The following is a 19347-nucleotide window of genomic DNA, read 5'->3' as shown; positions in this document are numbered from 1 at the left end:
CCTTTCGCCCGGGAGACGCCGTCGCGCGGGGTGCGGGCCCGGTGCGGACCGCACCCCGCGCGTGGACGGCCTCAGGCCGGCAGGTCCGCCGCCTCCACGTCCACGTGGTCGAACAGGTCGTCCCCGTTCGCACCGGTGAGCAGATAGGCCTGAGCCTCGCCCACGTGGAAGTACATGCCGTGCAGTTCCAGCCGGTCCTCGCGCAGGGCCCGGGCCACCGATTCGTGGGCCCGCAGATGCTCCAGCTGCGCGATCACGTTGGTCAGGGCCAGCTGCTCGACCGCGTCGGCGGGCGCGCGGCCCGAGAGCCGGGCCCACGGACGGCTGTCGTCGGCCATCCGCTCCAGGCTCGGCAGCCCGTGCCGCAGCCACCGCTTGAGCGGCGTTCGGGCGCCGCCGGGCTCGGAGTTGAGCAGCGCCTGCATGGCACCGCACCCGGAGTGGCCGCACACCGTGATGGACCGCACCTCCAGGACGTCCACCGCGTACTCGATGGCCGCCGCCACCGAGTCGTCGCCGCTCTCCTCGCCGGGCAGCGGCACGAGGTTGCCCACGTTGCGCACCACGAACAGGTCGCCGGGGCCGCTCGAAGTGATCATCGAGGTGACCAGACGGGAGTCCGCGCAGGTCAGGAAGAGCTGGGAGGGACTCTGGCCCTCACGGGCCAGCCGGGCCAGCTCGCCCCGCACCAGAGGGGCGGTGTGGCGCTGGAACGCGCTGATCCCGCGCGCCAGTTCATGCCCGCTGGGGGCGGGCCCGGCGGTCTCCTGGGCGGGCCCCTCGGCGGGCGGGGCCGACCGGGGCCCCTCGCACTGGTGGTTGCGCCAGGGCGTCCAGGGGCGGCAGCGGCAGCCGGTGGCGGCGGCCGGGTCGGCCCCGCCGAGGCCCGCGCCCGGGGTGGTGAGCGCCTCGGGCGTCGCGGGCATGCGACGGCCGGTGATCTCGACGGTGCCGCCCTGCGCGGTGTGCGTGTTCTTCCAGTCCTGGAGCGCCTCGTAGGCCGCGTGGTCCATGAACGAGCCGTCGAGTTCGACGACGGCCCGGTCGCCGTGCGGCACGAGGTGCAGGGCGCGGCTGAGCCGGGGGACCGCGAGGAACGTCAACTGGCCCCGGACGTGGATGTGATGGAGGCCGTCCTCTTCCTCATGGGTGATGCGGGTACGGGCCAGGCGGTGCAGGGCGACGGCGACGGCCACGGCGACGCCGAGGACGACGCCCTCCAGGACGCCGAGGACGACCACGCCGAGGGTGGTGACGGCGTAGACCAGCACTTCCCGGTGGCGGGTCACCGTACGGATGTGGTGCAGGGACACCATCTGGATGCCGACGGCCATCACCAGCGCGGCGAGCGAGGCGAGCGGGATCAGCTCCAGCAGCGGGACCATCAGCAGCGCGGCGATCACCACCAGAACGCCGTGCAGCATCGTGGAGTTCCGGCTCACGGCGCCCGCGTGCACGTTCGCCGAGCTGCGGACGGCGACCCCGGCGACCGGGAGCCCGCCGAGCGCGCCGGAGACGATGTTGGCGGCGCCCTGGCCGAGCAGCTCCCGGTCCAGGTCGGAGCGGCCGACGCGGGCGGTCAGGCCCGGCCGGGCGGCGGCCATCTTGTCGACGGCGACCGCGCCGAGCAGCGACTGCACGCTGCACACCAGCGTCGTGGTGAGCACGGCGGCCAGGATGCCGAGCACCGGGCCCTCGGGGAGTCCGGCCAGGGCGTGGCTGCTCCAGGAGGGCAGGTCGACCATGGGCAGGGTCAGCCCGGCGAGCGCGGCCGTGACGCTGGCCCCGGTGACGGCGACCAGCGCGGCCGGGATCCTGCGCAGCAGGTGTCCGGCGCGGCCCGGGATGCGGGGCCAGAGCAGCAGCAGGGCCAGCGTGAGCGCGCTCACGCTCGCGGAGGCGGGAGTCAGCCGGGCCAGCTGGGCGGGCAGGGCGGCGAGGTTGGCGAGCACGGAGCTCTGCGGGGTGCCGCCGAGGACGATGTGCAGCTGGGCGACGGCGATGGTGACGCCGATGCCGGCCAGCATGCCGTGCACGATCGCGGGGCTGACGGCGAGCGCGGTGCGCGCCACGCGCAGACAGCCGAGGCCGAGCTGGGCGAGACCGGCGAGGACCGTGATGGCACAGGTCGTGCGCCAGCCGTAGCGGTGGATGAGGTCGGCGGTGACGACGGTGAGTCCGGCGGCGGGTCCGCTGACCTGGAGCGGGGAGCCGCCCAGCCGGCCGGCGACCAGGCCGCCGACGGCGGCGGCGACCAGTCCGGCCTGGAGGGGCGCGCCGGTGGCGAGGGCGATGCCGAGGGACAGGGGCAGGGCGATCAGGAAGACCGCGATCGAGGCGGACACGTCGGCCCCCGCGACGCGCAGGCGTCGGGGTCGGCGCGGCGGCGGGCTGTGGGGTGGGTGCATACGCTCCGTCCGATTCGATTCGGCGGTGCGGGTGGGGACGCAGGCGGACATGTTTCCCGTCTCCTCCGGGGCGGCGCGGTCGCGGAACAGGTGGTCCCCGTCGAGCGGGGGTCGGGTCGCGGCCGTGGGTCACGGCGTACAGCGGCGGGATGAATCAACGCTGAGTAAACAGATCGTAATTCAGAGTAAAGGCCAGGCATAGACTTTCCTGGCAAATGGGTGCAGAAGTCACCCATCAGTGTGATGCGGATATTTCATCGGCTTGTCGTACTAATTCCTTCCGGGTCCCGTGCGAGCTTGACGGCGCTGTCGTTGACCCGAGACCAGAAGGAAGTAGGTGGGCGGAAGATGGCCGCCAACCAGAGGATCGCCCCCGCCCGCAGAACCGCGGCCGGCCGCGTGGCCGCTCCCGGCCGCAGGATCGTCGTGGGCGCCGTCGTCGCCGCGCTCGGCGCCGCGTCGCTCGCCGGCTGCGCGATCGGCGCCGGCGGTGCCGAGAAGGACGGCGCCGCGGGCCCGCAGAAGGCCAAGCCCGTACAGGCGCCGCCCAAGAGTCCCGTCCGCCTGATCGGGGACGGTTCCACCTCCTACACCGGTGCCCAGCCGCACCTGCCCCGGCCCGAGCGGCTCAAGCCCGGCCAGAAGCCGCCGCAGTTCGTGGTGTTCTCCTGGGACGGCGCGGGCGAGGACGGCCAGAGGCTGTTCTCGCACTTCCGCGAGGTCGCCAAGAAGAACCACGCGACGATGACGTACTTCCTCAGCGGCGTGTACATGCTGCCGGAGGGCAAGAGCGACCTCTACCGGCCGCCGCAGCACTCCCCGGGCCGCTCCGACATCGGCTTCAACGACGAGCAGGGCATCGCCGACACCGTCAAGCAGCTGCGCCTCGCGTGGCTGGAGGGCAACGAGGTCGGCACCCACTTCAACGGCCACTTCTGCGGCAAGGGCGGCGGGGTCGGCGAGTGGTCGGTCGCGGACTGGAAGGACGAGATCGCCCAGGCGAAGCAGTTCGTGAAGTCCTGGAAGACCAACACGGGCATGACCAAGGCCGCCGCGCTCCCCTTCGACTACGACAAGGAGCTGATCGGCGCCCGCACCCCGTGCCTGGAGGGCCAGAAGAACTTCATGAAGGCCGCGAGCGAGCTGGGCTTCCGCTACGACACCAGCGGCGTCAACGACCAGCTCTGGCCGAAGCGGAAGGAGGGCCTGTGGGACCTGTCGATGCAGCTCGTCCCGTTCATCGGGCACTCCTACGAGCAGCTCACCATGGACTACAACTTCGCCGTGAACCAGTCCGGTTCGATGCAGGGCGACCCGGCCAAGCACGAGTTCTGGGGCGACCAGATGCGTGACAGCCTCCTCAAGGGCTTCGACCGGGCCTACGACGGCAACCGCGCGCCCTTGATCATCGGCAACCACTTCGAGTCCTGGAACGGCGGCACCTACATGCGCGCCGTCGAGGAGACCATCGAGACGGTCTGCAACAAGTCCGACGTGCGCTGTGTGTCCTTCCGGCAGCTCGCCGACTGGCTGGACGCCCAGGACCCGGCGGTCCTGGACAAGATGCGCACCCTCGGGGTCGGCCAGGCGCCCAAGGAGGGCTGGGCGACCTTCCTGTCCGGCCACCCGGCCCCGGCACCGAAGGGGGTGCCGGGAGCGCCGGCGGCCAAGCCGTAGCCCTCAGGCACTCACCGTGAGGTGCTCGCCGAGCACGAAACCGGGGTCGACCTGCGCCGCCAGGTCGGCCCCGGTGCGTTCGTCGCCCCACGACTGCGCGTTCTTGACGTGGAACTGGACCATCTGGCGCGTGTAGCGCTCCGGGTCGCGCAGTCCGTACGTCGCGTCGACCGCCGTGTGCATCTGCTTCAGGGCGCCGCGGTTGGCGTCCTCCAGGAGTGCGAACCGGGGCGGCCGGCCCTTCTCCATGGCGCGCACCCAGTCCGAGTGCCCGACCGTCACGAGCAGGTCGTCGCCGACCTCGGCGCGCAGGAAGTCGAGATCGTCCTGCCCCTGCACCTTGTTGCCGACGACCTTCAGCGTGACGCCGAAGTCGCGCGCGTACTCCTTGTACTGGCGGTAGACGGAGACGCCCTTACGGGTCGGCTCGGCCACGAGGAACGTGAGGTCGAAGCGGGTGAACATGCCGGAGGCGAAGGAGTCGGAGCCCGCCGTCATGTCCACCACGACGTACTCGTCGCGCCCGTCCACCAGGTGGTTCAGGCACAGCTCCACCGCTCCCGTCTTGGAGTGGTAGCAGGCGACCCCGAGGTCGGCGTCGGTGAAGGGGCCCGTGACCATCAGACGGACGGAGTCGCCGTCGAGGTCCACCGGCCGCGCGCAGGCGTCGTAGACCGGGTTGCCCTCGGCCACCCGCAGCAGACGGGAGCCCTCGCCCGGCGGAGTCGTCTTGATCATCGTCTCGGCGGAGGCGATCCGGGGGTTGGAGCCGCGCAGATAGTCCTTGATCAGCGGCAGTCGCGCGCCCATCGCGGGCAGCGCGGCGGCCACCGCCTCGTCCAGGCCGAGAGCGGCGCCCAGATGCTGGTTGATGTCGGCGTCGACCGCGATCACCGGCGCCCCGGTCGTCGCGAGATGCCGGATGAACAGGGACGACAGGGTGGTCTTGCCGCTGCCGCCCTTCCCGACGAAAGCAATTTTCATGTTCACCAAGCGTAGTCGGACGCGTGCTGTGCGTGGCAGGAGTGCGTGAAGAAGACCACTCCATCGTGGGGCGCGGGCCAGGGTTGCGTAGGGTCGTACTCATGAGTACGACAGGCGCGACCGCCGATCCGCTCGCGGCCCTGGGCTCGCTGCCCGGTGTGGCCGACTCCGTGGAGTCCGTGCGCAAGGCCGTGGACCGGGTCTACGGGCACCGGGTCATGCGGCGCCGCAGCACCGCCGTCACCTCCGAGGCCGCCCTGCGCGGGGCCCGCGGCTCGGCCGCGCTGTCCGGTGCCGACTGGGCCCTGGAGGAGGTGCGCCGCCGCTCCGACTTCAGCGGCGACGACGAGGCGCGTGTCGTGGGCGCGGCGCTCAGGCTGACCGCCGAGGCGGGCCAACTGCTGTCCATCTGGCGCCAGTCACCGCTGCGCGTCCTCGCCCGGCTGCATCTGGTGGCCGCGGCCACCAACGGCGACGAGGTGGGGCGTCCACGCGCACAGGGCGAGCCGGTCCGCGAGCCGCTCGTCGAGCTGCCGCTGCCGGACGCGGCGGAGGTCCACGGCCGGCTGGAGGGCCTGTCCGAGCTGATCATCGCGGGCAGCTCCGCCCCGGCGCTGGTGACGGCGGCCGTCGTGCACGGCGAGATCCTCGCCCTGCGCCCCTTCACCTCGCACAACGGGCTCGTCGCGCGCGTGGCCGAGCGTGTCGTCCTGATCGGCAGCGGCCTCGACCCCAAGTCCGTCTGCCCGGCCGAGGTCGGCCACGCGGAACTGGGCCGGGCCGCATATCTGGCGGCGCTGGACGGCTATGCCTCCGGCACGCCCGAGGGGATGGGTGCCTGGATCGCCCACTGCGGCCGGGCCGTGGAGTTGGGCGCGCGCGAGTCGACGGCGGTGTGCGAGGCGCTCCAGCGCGGCGCGGCGTAACGGGGCCCGGGACAAGCAAGAGGGCCGGGCAAAGAGGGCCGGGGCAAAGGGGTGCGGCGGTACGAGGATTCGTACCGCCGCTGGCATGCCCACCGGGTTACCAAGCGTCCTCGAGATGTTGCCCATCAGGTCGGGAGCTTCGCCCGTCACCTGGTGCGGCTGGCCCGTAATCGACGGGTCGACGTCGCGTGGGTGCCCAGTGTCCATGCGCGGTCCGTGGGGCCAAATGCGTTGTTAAGGTGATCCTTTCGGATGTCCTTGGTCTCGCGGGCCGTTGAATCCTTTGTACTCCAGGACCTGGGCAAGCGGAAGCCCTGGCCGCAGTTCTTTACTTTTACTCTCAAACAGGTGGTAAACGGACCCCGCGCGGGTCAGAGCGCCGCCGCCCTGCGCCGGTTCGCGTACCAGACCAGGCCCGCGGTGGCCGCCGCCGCTCCTATCGCCGCGGCGGCGACGAGCGCCGGACGCGGCGGTACGGAGAACGCGGGGAGCCGCTGCTTGAGCCGGACCGGACGGTGGAAGTCCAGAATCGGCCACCCGCGCGCGAGGGCCTCACGGCGCAGCGCGCGGTCCGGGTTCACGGCGTGCGGGTGGCCGACGCTCTGGAGCATCGGCAGGTCGGTCGCCGAGTCGCTGTAGGCGTAGCAGCGCTCCAGGTCGTAGCCCTCGGACTCGGCCAGCTCCTTGATCGCCTCGGCCTTCGTCGGGCCGTACGCGTAGTACTCCACCTCGCCGGTGTAGCAGCCGTCCTCGCCCACGACCATGCGCGTCGCCACCACCCGGTCCGCGCCGAGCAGCTCGCCGATCGGCTCGACCACCTCGGAGCCCGACGTGGACACGATCACGACGTCCCGTCCCGCGGTGTGGTGCTCCTCGATGAGGGAGGCGGCTTCGTCGTAGATGATCGGGTCGATCAGGTCGTGCAGGGTCTCGGCGACGATCTCCTTCACCTGCCGCACGTTCCAGCCGCGCACGAGTGCCGAGAGGTACTCGCGGGTCCGTTCCATCTGGTCGTGGTCCATACCGCCGACGAGGAAGACGAACTGGGCGTAGGCGGTGCGCAAGGCGGCCCTGCGGTTGATCAGACCGCCTTGGTAGAACGACTTGCTGAAGGTGAGCGTGCTCGACTTCGCAATGACCGTCTTGTCCAGGTCGAAGAACGCCGCTGTGCGGGGCAAGGAGTGGTTTTCCACGACCCCGAGCATAGGCGCAGCCCATTCGGCGTAAGGTGTGGCGCGTGGGTTTGCCTGAGAGGGCTCTCGGGTACACCATGGAAGTCACGGATCGTTCGCGACCGTGCTAACCCGGTCCGGCTCCTCCCCCCCCCGAGTCGGCCGTGGGGACGACCCCCGCTCTCCCCCCCGGCGGGGGTCGTCGCATGTCCGGATGGGTTTTCGCCCCTCCACGCACCGCGGAACGACCCTTACGAGGCGGCTCAGGCCGCCTCTTTTCTTTGCCCCCGATTCGTCACTGTGCGTAGCCGTCGCGCTGCTCCGGGAGAGTCGCGCGGGGCGGTACAGGGGGTCGTACAGGGGTCACCGGCAAGGGTGACGGCGATATTCACAACCACTGAGTTGTCCACAGTTTTCGACCAAGATCCACTTGTTTTCCGTCTTCCCCGCACCGTGATTCCAGCGCGGCTCGCCGACGGCCATCCCTTGGCCGGATCCGGTTAGTCGGGCGAGTTCGGCCGGTTCGTATCGGCCGTTCATATGCGCGATGCAACGAAGGGGGACGGAAAACGTGACCGCAGCCGTCACACACGAGCCTCCTGCCGCCGCAGGGCGACAGGACGGACCGCTCATCGTCACCGAGGACCCGGGGCTCCTCGACGACCTGCTGCGCCTGTGCGCCGCCGCCGGAGCCACACCCGAGGTGCACCCCGCGCTGCCGCGGCCGAGGGGCCGCTGGGAGACCGCCCCGCTGGTCCTGGTCGGCGACGACGCCGTCCACCGGGTGCGGGGCGCCGCCCGCAGAGGCGGTGTGGTGCTCGTCGGACGGGACCAGGACGACTCCGGGGTGTGGAAGAGGGCCGTCGAGATCGGCGCCGACCATGTCCTGCTGCTCCCCGACGGCGAGCAGTGGCTCGTCGACCGCATCGCCGACGTCGCCGAGGGCGTCGGCCGGCCGGCCCTCACCGTCGGCGTCATCGGCGGACGCGGCGGGGCCGGAGCGTCCACGCTCGCCTGCGCCCTCGCCGTCACCTCCGCGCGGGAGGGACGGCGCAGTCTGCTCGTGGACGCCGATCCGCTGGGCGGCGGACTCGACGTACTGCTCGGCGGCGAGAGCGCCGAGGGACTGCGCTGGCCCGCCTTCGCCGCCTCCCGTGGACGGGTCGGCGGCGGCGCCCTGGAGGAGTCCCTGCCCGAACTGCACTCCCTGCGGGTGCTGAGCTGGGACCGGGGCGACTGTGTCGCCGTCCCGCCGCAGGCCGTCCGCGCGGTCCTCGCCGCGGCCCGGCGGCGCGGCGGCACGGTCGTCGTCGACCTGCCCCGCCGCGTCGACGACGGCGTCGCCGAGACGCTCGCCCAGCTCGACCTCGCCGTCCTCGTCGTCCCCGCCGAACTGCGGGCCGTCGCGGCGGCCGGACGGGTGGCCTCGGCGGTCGGGATGGTCGTGCGCGATCTGCGGGTCGCGGTCCGCGGGCCGTACGCGCCCGGCCTCGACGACCGGGAGGTGGCGCGGCTGCTCGGGCTGCCGCTGGTGGGCGCGGTGCCGGTGGAGGCCGGTCTGCTGAAGCCGCACGAGAGCCGGGTGCCGCCCGGAGTGGGGCGCGGCCCCCTCGGACGGTTCTGCGAGGGGTTCTGGGACCGGGCGCTGGAGGCGGCGGCATGAGGACGGTTCAGAGGCCCGAGCGGGCCCGCGCGCGGGACCTGCCGGCCGGTGGGGGCGAGCTGCCGGTGGACCTGCTCGACGGGGTGCGGCAGTGGCTCGCCGAGAGCGGGGCCGAACCGACGCCCGCGCGGGTGGCACAGGCGCTGCGGGAACAGGGGCGGGTCCTCGGGGACGCCGAAGTGCTGGGCGCCGCCGAGCGGTTGCGCTCCGAGCTGGTCGGCAGCGGGCCGCTGGAGCCGCTCCTCGCGGACCCGACCGTGACCGACGTGCTGGTCTCGGCGCCGGACCGGGTCTGGGTCGACCGCGGCGGCGGGCTCGAACTGACCCGCGTCGCCTTTCCCGACGCCGCCGCCGTACGGCGGCTCGCCCAGCGGCTGGCCGCCGTCGCCGGGCGCCGCCTCGACGACGCGCGGCCCTGGGCGGACGCCCGCCTGCCCGACGGGACACGGCTGCACGCGGTGCTGCCCCCGGTGGCCGTCGGCTGCGCCTGTCTGTCGCTGCGGGTCGTACGGCCCCGCGCGTTCACCCTCGACGAACTGGTGGCCGCGGGCACCGTGCCGCCGGGCGGGGACCGGGTGCTGCGGGCGCTGGTCGCCGGACGGCTGTCCTTCGTCATCAGCGGCGGGACCGGCAGCGGCAAGACGACGCTGCTCAGCGCGCTGCTGGGACTGGTCGGGCCGGGCGAACGGATCGTGCTGGCCGAGGACTCGGCGGAGCTGCGCCCCGACCACCCGCACGTCGTCCGGCTGGAGAGCCGCCCCGCCAACCAGGAGGGCGCCGGGCTCGTCACCCTGGAGGACCTCGTGCGGCAGGCACTGCGGATGCGGCCGGACCGGCTCGTCGTGGGCGAGGTGCGAGGGCCCGAGGTCGCCCACCTCCTGGCCGCGTTGAACACCGGCCACGACGGCGCCGGGACCGTCCACGCCAACGCCGCCGCCGATGTGCCCGCTCGGCTGGAGGCCCTCGGCACGGCCGCCGGGCTCGACCGGGCCGCACTGCACAGCCAGCTGGCGGCGGCCCTGTCCGTCGTCCTGCACCTGGCACGGGACCGGCACGGGCTGCGGCGGATCGCCGAGGTGCACGTCCTGGAACGGGACCCGTCGGGGCTCGTGCGGACCGTGCCCGCGCTGCGGTGGGGCCCGCGGGGCTTCCTGCGCGAGGCGGGCTGGGAGCGGCTGCGGGGGCTGCTCGGGGCCGAGTACCGCGAAGGAGGGTCCGGTGATGAGTGAGACGGCTGTGACGCCCGGGCTGACGGGCTGGGCGGCCCTGGCCTGTACGGGCGTGGCCCTGTGGCTGCTCGGCGGTGGGAGTTCCGGGAGCCGGCGGGCGCGGGCGCTGCTCGCCGGGACCGGCGGCCCCGCCGGGGCCGGGCCGCCCGGCTGGGGTCGGCTGGCCCGCGAGGCGCGGCGGTTGCGGGGGCGGCTGGGCGCCGAGTGGTGGGCGCCGGTCGCCGGGCTCGTCCTGGCCGTGCTGGGGGCGTCGGTGCTGCCGTTCCTTGCGGGGGCGGCCGGGGTGCCGGTGCTGCGCCGGGTACGGCTGGCCCGGGCCGCACGGCGCGCCGAGGAGCGGCGCGGGGACGCGGTCCTCGCCCTGTGCGGGGCGCTCGCCGGGGAGGTCCGCGCCGGACGGCAGCCGGGAGAGGCGCTGCTCAGGGCCGCACGGGACGTCGACGGACTCGCGGACGCACAGCCCGCGGTGCTCGCGGCGGCGCGGTTCGGCGGGGACGTGTCCGGCGCGCTCACGGCGGCGGCACGACAGCCGGGGGCCGAGGGACTGCTGGGCCTCGCGGCGTGCTGGCGGGTCGCCGTGGACCGGGGCGCGGGGCTGGCCGCCGGACTGGACCGGCTCGAAGGGGCATTGCGGGCGGAGCGGGACCAGCGCGCCGACCTGCGTGCCCAGTTGGCGGGCGCCCGGTCCACCGCCCTGATGCTCGCCGCGCTCCCCGCCCTGGGGCTCCTGCTCGGCACGGCACTGGGCGCCGATCCCTTCCACGTCCTGCTGCACACCGGCCCGGGACTGGGCTGCCTGCTCGTGGGCGGCGCGCTGGAGGGAGCGGGGGTGTGGTGGGCGGCCCGGATCGTGCGGGGAGCGGAGGCGGGGTGAGGAGGCGCGGTGAGGGACGGAACCGGTCGGAGCGGGGCTCAGGAGGAGCTGTGAGCGCGGAAGTTGTCCACAGGGTGGGGGTAGTGGTGGGGATCGTGCTGCTGCTCGGGTGGCTGGCGGGGTGGGGTGCGCAGGCGCGTCGGGAGCGGCGGCTCCGGCGGCGGACGGCCCGGCTCCTGCCGCGGGAGCCGGTCGCCGCCGGTGCGCGGCGCGTGGGAGCGCGGGACGTCCGGCGGTGGCTGCCCCTGCTGGGGGTGGCGGCCGGAGGGTGGGTGCTCGTCGGCGGGATCACCGGGCTCGTGATCGGGACGGTCGCCGCCGCGGGGCTGTGGTGGTGGCGCGCCCGGCGGCGGGACACGGTGACCGGTGAGCCCTACGGCGCCGGTTCGCCCCGTGACGCCGGTGAGGCGCTGCGCCAACTGCCGCTGGCCGCCGATCTGCTGGCCGCGTGCATCGCCGCCGGGGCCGGTCCGGTGGTCGCCGCGCAGGCGGTGGGCGAGGCGCTGGACGGGCCCGTCGGACGGGCACTGGCGCGGGGTGCGGCGGAGGCCCGGCTGGGCGGTCCGCCGGGGGAGGCGTGGCGGCGGCTGGCCTCGATGCCGGGTGCCGGGCCGCTGGCGCGGCTGCTCGCGCGGGCCGACGAGTCGGGGCTCCCCGCGGCCGTGCCCGTCGCCCGGCTCGCCGCGGAGGCCCGCGCGGATCGAGGGCGCGCCGTCACGGCTCGGGCGCGGCGGGCCGCCGTCATGGTCACCGCACCGGTGGGGTTGTGCTTTCTGCCGGCGTTCGTCGCGGTCGGGGTGCTGCCCGTGGTGATCGGGCTGGCGGGCGGGGTGCTGGGAGGGGGTGACGGATGACGGAGGTGCGCGCGGGGCGGTCGTGGTGACGCGCCGGTGTGTGTGCGGCGGTCGTGGTGGCGCGCGTGGGCGTGCGTGCGGTGGTCGTGGTGGCGCGGGTTCGTGCGCGTGCGGTGGTCGTGGTGATCGAGAAGCAGTGGTCGACAGAGCTGATCCTTACGGGGGTTGAGATGTACCAGGTGTTCAAGGTGTTCAAGGTGTTCAAGGCGGTCAAGGTGGCCGGGGCGGTCGCGGCGGGAAGGGCGGTCCGGGCCGTGCGCGCGGTCGGGGCGGCAGGGGGAGTGGCGGCGCGGCTGCGGTCCGCGCGGGCCGACGGCGGGATGGTGACCTCGGAGTACGCGGTCGGGATCGTCGCGGCGGTGGCGTTCGCGGCCGTGCTCTACAAGGTGGTGACCAGCGGAGCGGTCAGCGCGGAGCTCCAGGCCGTGGTGAAGCAGGCGCTCGATGCGCGGATGTGAACGGCCGCGCGGGGACCGGGGGTTCGTGACGGCGGAGTCGGCCGTGGTGCTGCCCGTGCTGCTGCTGTTCGCGACGTCCCTGGTGTGGGTGCTGCTCGTGGTCGCCGCGCAGATCCAGTGCGTGGACGCGGCCCGGGCCGGTGCCCGCGCGGCGGCCCGGCAGGACCCGCCGGAGGCGGTCGTCGCGCTGACCCGCGAGGCGGCGCCGAGCGGCGCGACGGTCACGGTCGTCCGTGAGCGGCAGGAGACGGGGGACCGGGTCAGGGTGGCGGTCGTGGCGAGACCGCCGCTGCTGGGCGGCCTGCCGTTCGACGTCCGCGAGGAGGCCGTCGCGTCGGTGGAGGGCACGCCGTGAGGGGGCGCGGCGGAGGCGCGACGGGACGGGGCCGCGGGGCCGGGCGGGGTGCGGGTCTCGGGTCCGACCGGGGTTCCGCCACCGTCTGGAGTCTGGGGGCGATCGCCGTGCTCTGCGTGGTGTTCGGCGTGGTGCTGGCGCTCGGGCAGGCCGTCGTGGTCCGGCACCGTGCGGCGGGCGGGGCGGATCTCGCGGCGCTCGCCGCGGCGGACCACTGGGCACAGGGCGCGACGGTCGCCTGCGCCCGCGCGGACCGGGTGGCCCGGGCCCAGGGCGCCCGGCTGGTGCGGTGCGCGGTCGTCGGCGAGGTCTCGGACGTGACGGCGGCGTCGGGCCGGGGGCCGTTCACGGCGGAGGTCAGGGCGCGGGCGGGACCTGCGCAGGAGCCTCGGGCGGAGCTTCCTCCTGTGGCGCGGCCTCCTGCGGCGCACCCCGCAGCAGCGCCGTGAGCAGCCGTACCGCCCCGCGTTTGTGCAGTGGCTCGTTGCCGTTGCCGCACTTGGGGGACTGGATGCAGGACGGGCAGCCGGCGTCGCACTCGCAGGAGGCGATGGCCTCGCGGGTGGCGGTGAGCCAGGCGCGGGCGGTGTGGAAGGCGCGCTCCGCGAAGCCCGCGCCGCCCGGATGGCCGTCGTAGACGAAGACCGTGGGCAGCAGCGTGTCCGGGTGGAGCGGGACGGAGACGCCGCCGATGTCCCAGCGGTCGCAGGTGGCGAAGAGCGGGAGCAGGCCGATGGAGGCGTGTTCGGCGGCGTGCAGCGCGCCGCCGAGGATCTCCGGGTTGATCCGGGCCTCGTCGAGCTGGTCCTCCGTGACGGTCCACCACACGGCGCGGGTGCGCAGCGTACGGGGCGGGAGGTCGAGTTTCGTCTCGCCCAGGACCTCGCCCGTGATCAGGCGGCGGCGCAGGTAGGAGACCACCTGGTTGGTGACCTCCACGGAGCCGTAGCAGAGGCGGCCGTCGCCCCAGGGGATCTCCTGGTCGGTCTCCAGGACGGAGATGGCGGTGGTGTCGCGGGCGATCGTCGAGTAGCTGGGGTTCGCCTGTTCCACCAGGGCCACCGAGTCGTCCAGGTCCAGGGAGCGGACGAGGTAGGTGCGGCCCTGGTGGAGGTGGACCGCGCCCTCGTGGACGCTCGTGTGGGCGGAGCCGGCGTCGACGGTGCCGAGGAGGCGGCCCGTGCCGGACTCGACGATCTGGACGGGGTCGCCGCCCTCGCCCCGGATGTCCGCGAGGTCGGCGGCGCGCTCGCGGCGGGTCCAGTGCCACGCCTTGGTGCGGCGGCGCAGCAGCTTCGCGGCCTCCAGCTGGGGCAGCAGGTCGGCCGCGGCCGGGCCGAACAGCTCCAGGTCGTCCTCGGTCAGCGGGATCTCGGCCGCGGCGGCGCACAGGTGCGGGGCCAGGACGTAGGGGTTGTCGGGGTCCAGGACCGTGGACTCCACGGGGCGGTCGAAGAGGGCCTCGGGATGGTGGACGAGGAAGGTGTCCAGCGGGTCGTCGCGGGCGACCAGGACGGCGAGGGAGCCCGCGCCGGAGCGGCCCGCCCGCCCGGCCTGCTGCCACAGGGAGGCGCGGGTGCCCGGGTAGCCGGCGATGACGACGGCGTCCAGGCCCGAGACGTCGATGCCGAGTTCTAGGGCGGTGGTCGCCGCGAGGCCCAGCAACTCGCCCGAGTGGAGAGCCTGTTCCAGGGCGCGGCGCTCCTCGGGGAGATAGCCGCCCCGGTAGGCGGCGACACGCCGGGACAGGGAGCGGTCGATCTCGGCCAGTCTCTCCTGGGCGATGACCGAGATCAGTTCGGCGCCGCGCCGGGAGCGGACGAAGGCGACCGAGCGGACGCCCTGCACGGTGAGGTCGGTCAGCAGGTCCGCCGTCTCCGCGGTGGCCGTGCGGCGCACCGGGGCACCCTTCTCGCCCTGGAGTTCGGTTAGTGGGGGTTCCCACAGTGCGAACACCAGCTCGCCGCGCGGGGAGGCGTCGTCGGCGACCTCGACCACCGGCAGGCCGGTGAGGCGGCGGGCGGCCACCGCGGGCTCCGCGGAGGTCGCGGAGGCCAGCAGGAAGACCGGGGAGGCGCCGTAGCGGGCGCAGAGGCGGCGCAGCCGGCGCAGCACCTGGGCCACGTGGGAGCCGAAGACGCCCCGGTAGGTGTGGACCTCGTCGATGACGACGTACTTGAGCGCCTTGAGGAACGAGGACCAGCGGGTGTGGGACGGGAGGATGCCGCGGTGCAGCATGTCCGGGTTGGTCAGGACGTAGTTGGCGTACTGGCGGATCCACTCGCGTTCCTCGAACGGGGTGTCGCCGTCGTAGACCGCCGGGCGCACGGAATGGCCCAGTGGTTGTGAAAGTTCCTTCACGGAACGCCACTGATCGGCCGCCAGGGCCTTCGTGGGCGCCAGGTAGAGCGTGGTGGCCCCGCGGCCGTTCGGGGCCTCGGAGCCGTCCAGGAGGGCCGTCAGGACCGGCGTGAGGTACGCCAGCGACTTGCCCGAGGCGGTTCCTGTGGCGACGATCACTGATTCGCCGTCCAGCGCGTGCTCGGCGGCGCGTGCCTGGTGGGCCCAGGGGTGTTCGATACCGGCCGCCGCGACGGCCGCGAGCACCTCCGGACGAATCCGGTCAGGCCAGACGGCATGGCGGCCCGCGCGCGGGGGCAAGTGCTCCGTATGAGTGATGCGCGAAGCACGGCTCGGCCCCGAGGCGAGCCGGCCCAGCACCGTGCCCGGGTCCACCCGGGAGGCGGCGTCCGTCGGCTTGTGATCGGGTCGGAGATTCTTGGCCATCGGCACCGAGTCTGTCACCGGCGTGACGGACAATGGGACCAAGGCGTCGTGCACGCCTGCCGGTAAGTGATTGAATGCCATCGCGGCTGGCGAACCGTCATGGGGGCTCCGCCGAGTGTCCTGCGGGACGACCGCTCGATAGCAAGGTGCTGGAGGATCCGTGGACCTGTCCCTGTCGACCCGTACCGTCGGCGATCGCACGGTCGTCGAGGTCGGTGGTGAAATCGACGTGTATACCGCGCCCAAGCTGCGCGAGCAGTTGGTCGAGCTGGTGAACGACGGGAGTTTCCACCTCGTCGTCGACATGGAGGGCGTGGACTTCCTCGACTCCACCGGGCTCGGCGTACTGGTCGGTGGCCTGAAGCGGGTGCGTGCCCATGAGGGCTCGCTGCGCCTGGTCTGCAACCAGGAGCGCATTCTGAAGATCTTCCGCATCACCGGTCTCACCAAGGTGTTCCCGATCCACACCTCGGTGGACGAAGCGGTGGCGGCCACCGACTGACCCCGCTGCCCCGGGCGGACCGTGCCCGGGGCGGCCGTAGTACAGCGGGGGTCCGGGCGTTCGGCGGTCCGGTCCCCCGACAGCACGCCCGTAGTTCCGAGGGGGATGCATGGCCACCGTTGAACTCCGCTTCAGCGCGCTGCCCGAGCACGTCCGGACCGCCCGACTGGTGGCGGCAGCGGTGGCGCGCAGGGCCGGAGTGGACGAGGCCGTTCTCGACGAGGTCAGGCTCGCCGTCGGCGAGGCCTGCACCCGTGCCGTCGGACTGCACCAGAACGGCGGGATCACCGCTCCGGTGAAGGTGCTGCTGATCGAGGAGGAGAAGCAGTTCTCCATCGAGGTCGGCGACGAGGCACCGCGTGCGGCCCCGGGAGACCGGGCGCCCGGCGCGGCGGCCGAGAATCCGGACGCGGAGGCCGAGGAGGACGAGATGGGCCTCGCGGTCATCAGCGGGCTCGTCGACGACGTCGAGGTCACCGCGGGAGAGCACGGCGGGTCGATCCGGATGACCTGGCCGGCCGCCCCGCCGATCGCGCCGCTCCCCTGATCCCAGGCGCCTCACGGCGCCCGTGCGCCTCACCCGTACGCCCGGTTCCGGGCGCGCAGAACATCACGAAGGGCCCCGCCGAGCGGGGCCCTTTGCATTGTCGGAATTCGTGAAGCGATTCACGATCAATGGGCAGATAATTCGATCAAGAGGCCATGCGGGGGCCCTGCGTGCGTGAATGCCTCAGAAGCATTAGCCTATTCGGGTCCGATGGCGCCGTCCGGATCTTTTGCTGTAGGGCATGTGAAGGCTGAATTCGTTTACCGCGCCCTGTTTTGATCAGAGCCGGGTACCTACAATCCGTCCACATCTTGAGCTCAGCCCAAGCGTCAAGGAGGACGAATGGCGGGGCTTTCTACCCCTCATCAGCTGGACCATCCCACTTCCCTCGCGGCAGCGGTGCTGACCGACGACAACCGGATCATCGTCTGGGTGATCGCGGCCGTCGCCGTGGCGGCACTGGTGGTCGCGGGCGTCCTGGTGCGCCAGGTGCTCGCGGCGGGCGAGGGCACCGACAGCATGAAAGAGATCGCGGCGGCGGTCCAGGAAGGCGCGAACGCCTATCTGGCCCGGCAGTTGCGCACACTCGGCGTATTCGCCGTCGTCGTGTTCTTCCTGCTCATGCTGCTGCCCGCGGACGACTGGAATCAACGCGCAGGCCGATCGGTGTTCTTCTTGATCGGCGCGGCCTTCTCGGCGGCCACCGGTTATATCGGTATGTGGCTCGCCGTGCGCAGTAATGTGCGCGTCGCCGCCGCGGCCAGGGAAGCGACCCCGGCGGAAGGCGAAGCAGAAAAGGATCTCACCGCCGTCTCGCACAAAGCAATGAAGATCGCTTTCCGCACGGGCGGCGTCGTCGGCATGTTCACGGTGGGCCTCGGTCTGCTGGGCGCCTCCTGCGTGGTGCTGGTGTACGCGGCCGACGCGCCGAAGGTGCTGGAGGGCTTCGGCCTCGGCGCCGCCCTGATCGCCATGTTCATGCGGGTGGGCGGCGGCATCTTCACCAAGGCCGCCGACGTCGGCGCCGACCTGGTCGGCAAGGTCGAGCAGGGCATTCCGGAGGACGATCCGCGCAATGCCGCGACCATCGCCGACAACGTGGGCGACAACGTCGGCGACTGCGCGGGCATGGCGGCCGACCTCTTCGAGTCCTACGCCGTGACCCTGGTCGCCGCGCTGATCCTCGGCAAGGCGGCCTTCGGCGACGCCGGGCTCGCCTTCCCGCTGCTCGTGCCCGCGATCGGCGTCCTGACCGCCATGGTCGGCATCTTCGCGGTCGCCCCGCGCCGGTCCGACCGCAGCGGCATGTCCGCGATCAACCGAGGGTTCTTCATCTCCGCGGTGATCTCGCTCGTGCTGGTCGCCGTCGCGGTCTTCGTCTATCTGCCCTCGTCGTACGCCGACCTCGACGGTGTCACCGACGGCGCCATCGCCGGGCACGACGGCGACCCGCGGATCCTCGCGCTCGTCGCCGTGGCCATCGGCATCCTGCTGGCCGCCGTCATCCAGCAGCTCACCGGCTACTTCACCGAGACCACCCGCCGCCCGGTCAGGGACATCGGCAAGACCTCGCTCACGGGGCCCGCCACCGTCGTCCTCGCCGGGATCTCGGTGGGCCTCGAATCGGCCGTCTACACCGGCCTGTTGATCGGCCTCGGTGTCTACGGGGCGTTCCTGCTCGGCGGTACGTCGATCATGCTGGCGCTGTTCGCGGTGGCGCTGGCCGGCACGGGTCTGCTCACCACGGTCGGCGTGATCGTGGCGATGGACACCTTCGGGCCGGTCTCCGACAACGCGCAGGGCATCGCCGAGATGTCCGGCGACGTCGAGGGGGCGGGCGCGCAGGTGCTCACCAACCTGGACGCGGTCGGCAACACCACCAAGGCCATCACGAAGGGCATCGCCATCGCCACCGCCGTCCTGGCGGCGTCGGCGCTCTTCGGGTCGTACCGGGACGCCATCATCACGGGCGCGCAGGACGTCGGGGAGAAACTCTCCGGCGACGGCGCCCCGATGAGCCTGATGATGGACATCTCCCAGCCCAACAACCTCGTCGGGCTCATCGCCGGCGCGGCGGTCGTCTTCCTCTTCTCGGGGCTCGCGATCAACGCCGTGTCGCGGTCGGCGGGTTCGGTGGTCTACGAGGTGCGGCGGCAGTTCCGCGAGCACCCCGGGATCATGGACTACTCGGAGAAGCCGGAGTACGGCAAGGTCGTCGACATCTGCACCCGGGACGCGCTCAGGGAACTGGCGACCCCGGGGCTGCTGGCCGTGATGGCGCCCATCTTCATCGGGTTCACCCTCGGCGTAGGCGCGCTCGGCGCTTATCTCGCGGGCGCGATCGGCACGGGCACCCTCATGGCGGTGTTCCTGGCCAACTCCGGAGGCGCCTGGGACAACGCCAAGAAGCTCGTCGAGGACGGTCACCACGGCGGCAAGGGCAGCGAGGCCCACGCCGCGACGGTGATCGGCGACACCGTCGGCGACCCCTTCAAGGACACCGCGGGGCCCGCCATCAACCCGCTGCTGAAGGTGATGAACCTCGTCGCGCTGCTCATCGCGCCCGCGGTCATCAAGTTCAGCTACGGCGACGACGCGAGTGTCGGGGTGCGCGTCGGGATCGCGGTGCTCTCGCTGGCCGTGATCGTCGTCGCGGTCTACGTCTCCAAGCGGCGCGGGATCACCGTGGGCGACGAGGACGACGAGAACGCCGGGAAGAAGGCCAACTCCTCCGACCCCGCGGTGGTTTCGTAGGCGGTCTTACCGCTGTGCCGCGGGGCCGTTCGGGGACGTCCGGCCCAAAGAGCGGGCGGGAGACGCGCATTGGGCGCGTCGCCCGCCCGTTCTGTTTGTGGCCATGCCCTCATCGTGAGCCTTCTCTCTCTTGGTGCAAATGGATATAAACGCCGCC

Annotated in this window: 16 protein-coding genes; 12 read left to right on the top strand and 4 right to left on the bottom strand. The window is 72.9% G+C overall.

Annotated elements, in window-relative coordinates; genetic code table 11:
• Positions 1-71: 71 nt before the first annotated feature.
• Complete coding sequence (locus ACIPSE_RS14265) at positions 72-2459, bottom strand: bifunctional SulP family inorganic anion transporter/carbonic anhydrase (protein WP_401662036.1); 2388 nt, start codon at positions 2457-2459, stop codon at positions 72-74.
• Positions 2460-2756: 297 nt separating this feature from the next.
• Here ACIPSE_RS14265 and ACIPSE_RS14260 point away from each other — a divergent pair, with 297 nt between their 5' ends.
• Positions 2757-4085, top strand: a complete 1329-nt coding sequence (locus ACIPSE_RS14260; RefSeq protein ID WP_401662033.1) for a hypothetical protein — start codon at positions 2757-2759, stop codon at positions 4083-4085.
• A 3-nt stretch (positions 4086-4088) separates the two neighbouring features.
• Here the strand turns inward: ACIPSE_RS14260 and ACIPSE_RS14255 are convergent, their stop codons facing one another.
• Entirely contained in the window at positions 4089-5069 is a 981-nt protein-coding gene (locus tag ACIPSE_RS14255) for an ATP-binding protein (protein ID WP_401662030.1), read from the bottom strand.
• A 101-nt stretch (positions 5070-5170) separates the two neighbouring features.
• On the opposite strand from ACIPSE_RS14255, the gene ACIPSE_RS14250 reads away from it, so the two are divergent.
• Positions 5171-5995 carry an oxidoreductase gene (locus ACIPSE_RS14250; protein WP_401662027.1) on the top strand — a complete coding sequence of 275 codons (825 nt, stop codon included), beginning with the start codon at positions 5171-5173 and terminating at the stop codon, positions 5993-5995.
• A gap of 371 nt (positions 5996-6366) precedes the next feature.
• Here ACIPSE_RS14250 and ACIPSE_RS14245 read toward each other — a convergent pair whose 3' ends face one another.
• Positions 6367-7200, bottom strand: coding sequence for an HAD family hydrolase (locus ACIPSE_RS14245; RefSeq protein ID WP_401662025.1), 834 nt, complete (start codon positions 7198-7200; stop codon positions 6367-6369).
• Between the two features lie 514 nt (positions 7201-7714).
• Here ACIPSE_RS14245 and ssd point away from each other — a divergent pair.
• The 7 genes from ssd (at position 7715) to ACIPSE_RS14210 (ending at position 13049) form a co-directional block, all read left to right on the top strand.
• Positions 7715-8830: a septum site-determining protein Ssd gene (ssd, locus tag ACIPSE_RS14240; RefSeq protein ID WP_401662023.1), complete on the top strand. Its 1116-nt coding sequence runs from the start codon at positions 7715-7717 to the stop codon at positions 8828-8830.
• Complete coding sequence (locus ACIPSE_RS14235) at positions 8827-10059, top strand: TadA family conjugal transfer-associated ATPase (protein ID WP_401662020.1); 1233 nt, start codon at positions 8827-8829, stop codon at positions 10057-10059. Before ssd ends, ACIPSE_RS14235 begins: the two co-directional genes overlap by 4 nt.
• Positions 10052-10933: a type II secretion system F family protein gene (locus tag ACIPSE_RS14230; RefSeq protein ID WP_401662018.1), complete on the top strand. Its 882-nt coding sequence runs from the start codon at positions 10052-10054 to the stop codon at positions 10931-10933. Before ACIPSE_RS14235 ends, ACIPSE_RS14230 begins: the two co-directional genes overlap by 8 nt.
• A gap of 50 nt (positions 10934-10983) precedes the next feature.
• Positions 10984-11787, top strand: coding sequence for a type II secretion system F family protein (locus ACIPSE_RS14225; RefSeq protein WP_401662015.1), 804 nt, complete (start codon positions 10984-10986; stop codon positions 11785-11787).
• A gap of 170 nt (positions 11788-11957) precedes the next feature.
• Positions 11958-12245 (top strand): DUF4244 domain-containing protein, encoded by a 288-nt coding sequence (locus tag ACIPSE_RS14220; RefSeq protein ID WP_401663089.1) that lies wholly within the window; start codon positions 11958-11960, stop codon positions 12243-12245.
• Positions 12232-12600, top strand: coding sequence for a TadE family type IV pilus minor pilin (locus tag ACIPSE_RS14215; RefSeq protein WP_401662014.1), 369 nt, complete (start codon positions 12232-12234; stop codon positions 12598-12600). The genes ACIPSE_RS14220 and ACIPSE_RS14215 overlap by 14 nt, the downstream gene beginning before the upstream one ends.
• Entirely contained in the window at positions 12597-13049 is a 453-nt protein-coding gene (locus ACIPSE_RS14210; protein ID WP_401662011.1) for an Rv3654c family TadE-like protein, read from the top strand. Before ACIPSE_RS14215 ends, ACIPSE_RS14210 begins: the two co-directional genes overlap by 4 nt.
• Here the strand turns inward: ACIPSE_RS14210 and ACIPSE_RS14205 are convergent.
• Positions 12958-15468, bottom strand: coding sequence for a DEAD/DEAH box helicase (locus tag ACIPSE_RS14205; RefSeq protein ID WP_401662009.1), 2511 nt, complete (start codon positions 15466-15468; stop codon positions 12958-12960). The genes ACIPSE_RS14210 and ACIPSE_RS14205 overlap by 92 nt on opposite strands.
• Positions 15469-15547: 79 nt before the next feature.
• Between ACIPSE_RS14205 and bldG the strand changes: the two genes are divergently transcribed.
• The 3 genes from bldG (at position 15548) to ACIPSE_RS14190 (ending at position 19190) form a co-directional block, all read left to right on the top strand.
• Positions 15548-15889: an anti-sigma factor antagonist BldG gene (gene bldG, locus ACIPSE_RS14200; protein WP_005475923.1), complete on the top strand. Its 342-nt coding sequence runs from the start codon at positions 15548-15550 to the stop codon at positions 15887-15889.
• A 109-nt stretch (positions 15890-15998) separates the two neighbouring features.
• Positions 15999-16436 (top strand): ATP-binding protein, encoded by a 438-nt coding sequence (locus ACIPSE_RS14195; RefSeq protein WP_401662006.1) that lies wholly within the window; start codon positions 15999-16001, stop codon positions 16434-16436.
• Positions 16437-16778: 342 nt separating this feature from the next.
• Complete coding sequence (locus tag ACIPSE_RS14190; RefSeq protein ID WP_401662003.1) at positions 16779-19190, top strand: sodium-translocating pyrophosphatase; 2412 nt, start codon at positions 16779-16781, stop codon at positions 19188-19190.
• The last annotated feature ends 157 nt before the right edge of the window (positions 19191-19347 follow it).

The sequence above is a fragment of the Streptomyces sp. NPDC090106 genome (assembly GCF_044747265.1).
In the GTDB taxonomy this organism is placed as follows: Bacteria; Actinomycetota; Actinomycetes; order Streptomycetales; family Streptomycetaceae; genus Streptomyces.
The sequence above is the reverse complement of the archived record's forward strand: the minus strand, read 5'-3'. Positions and strand labels throughout refer to the sequence as shown.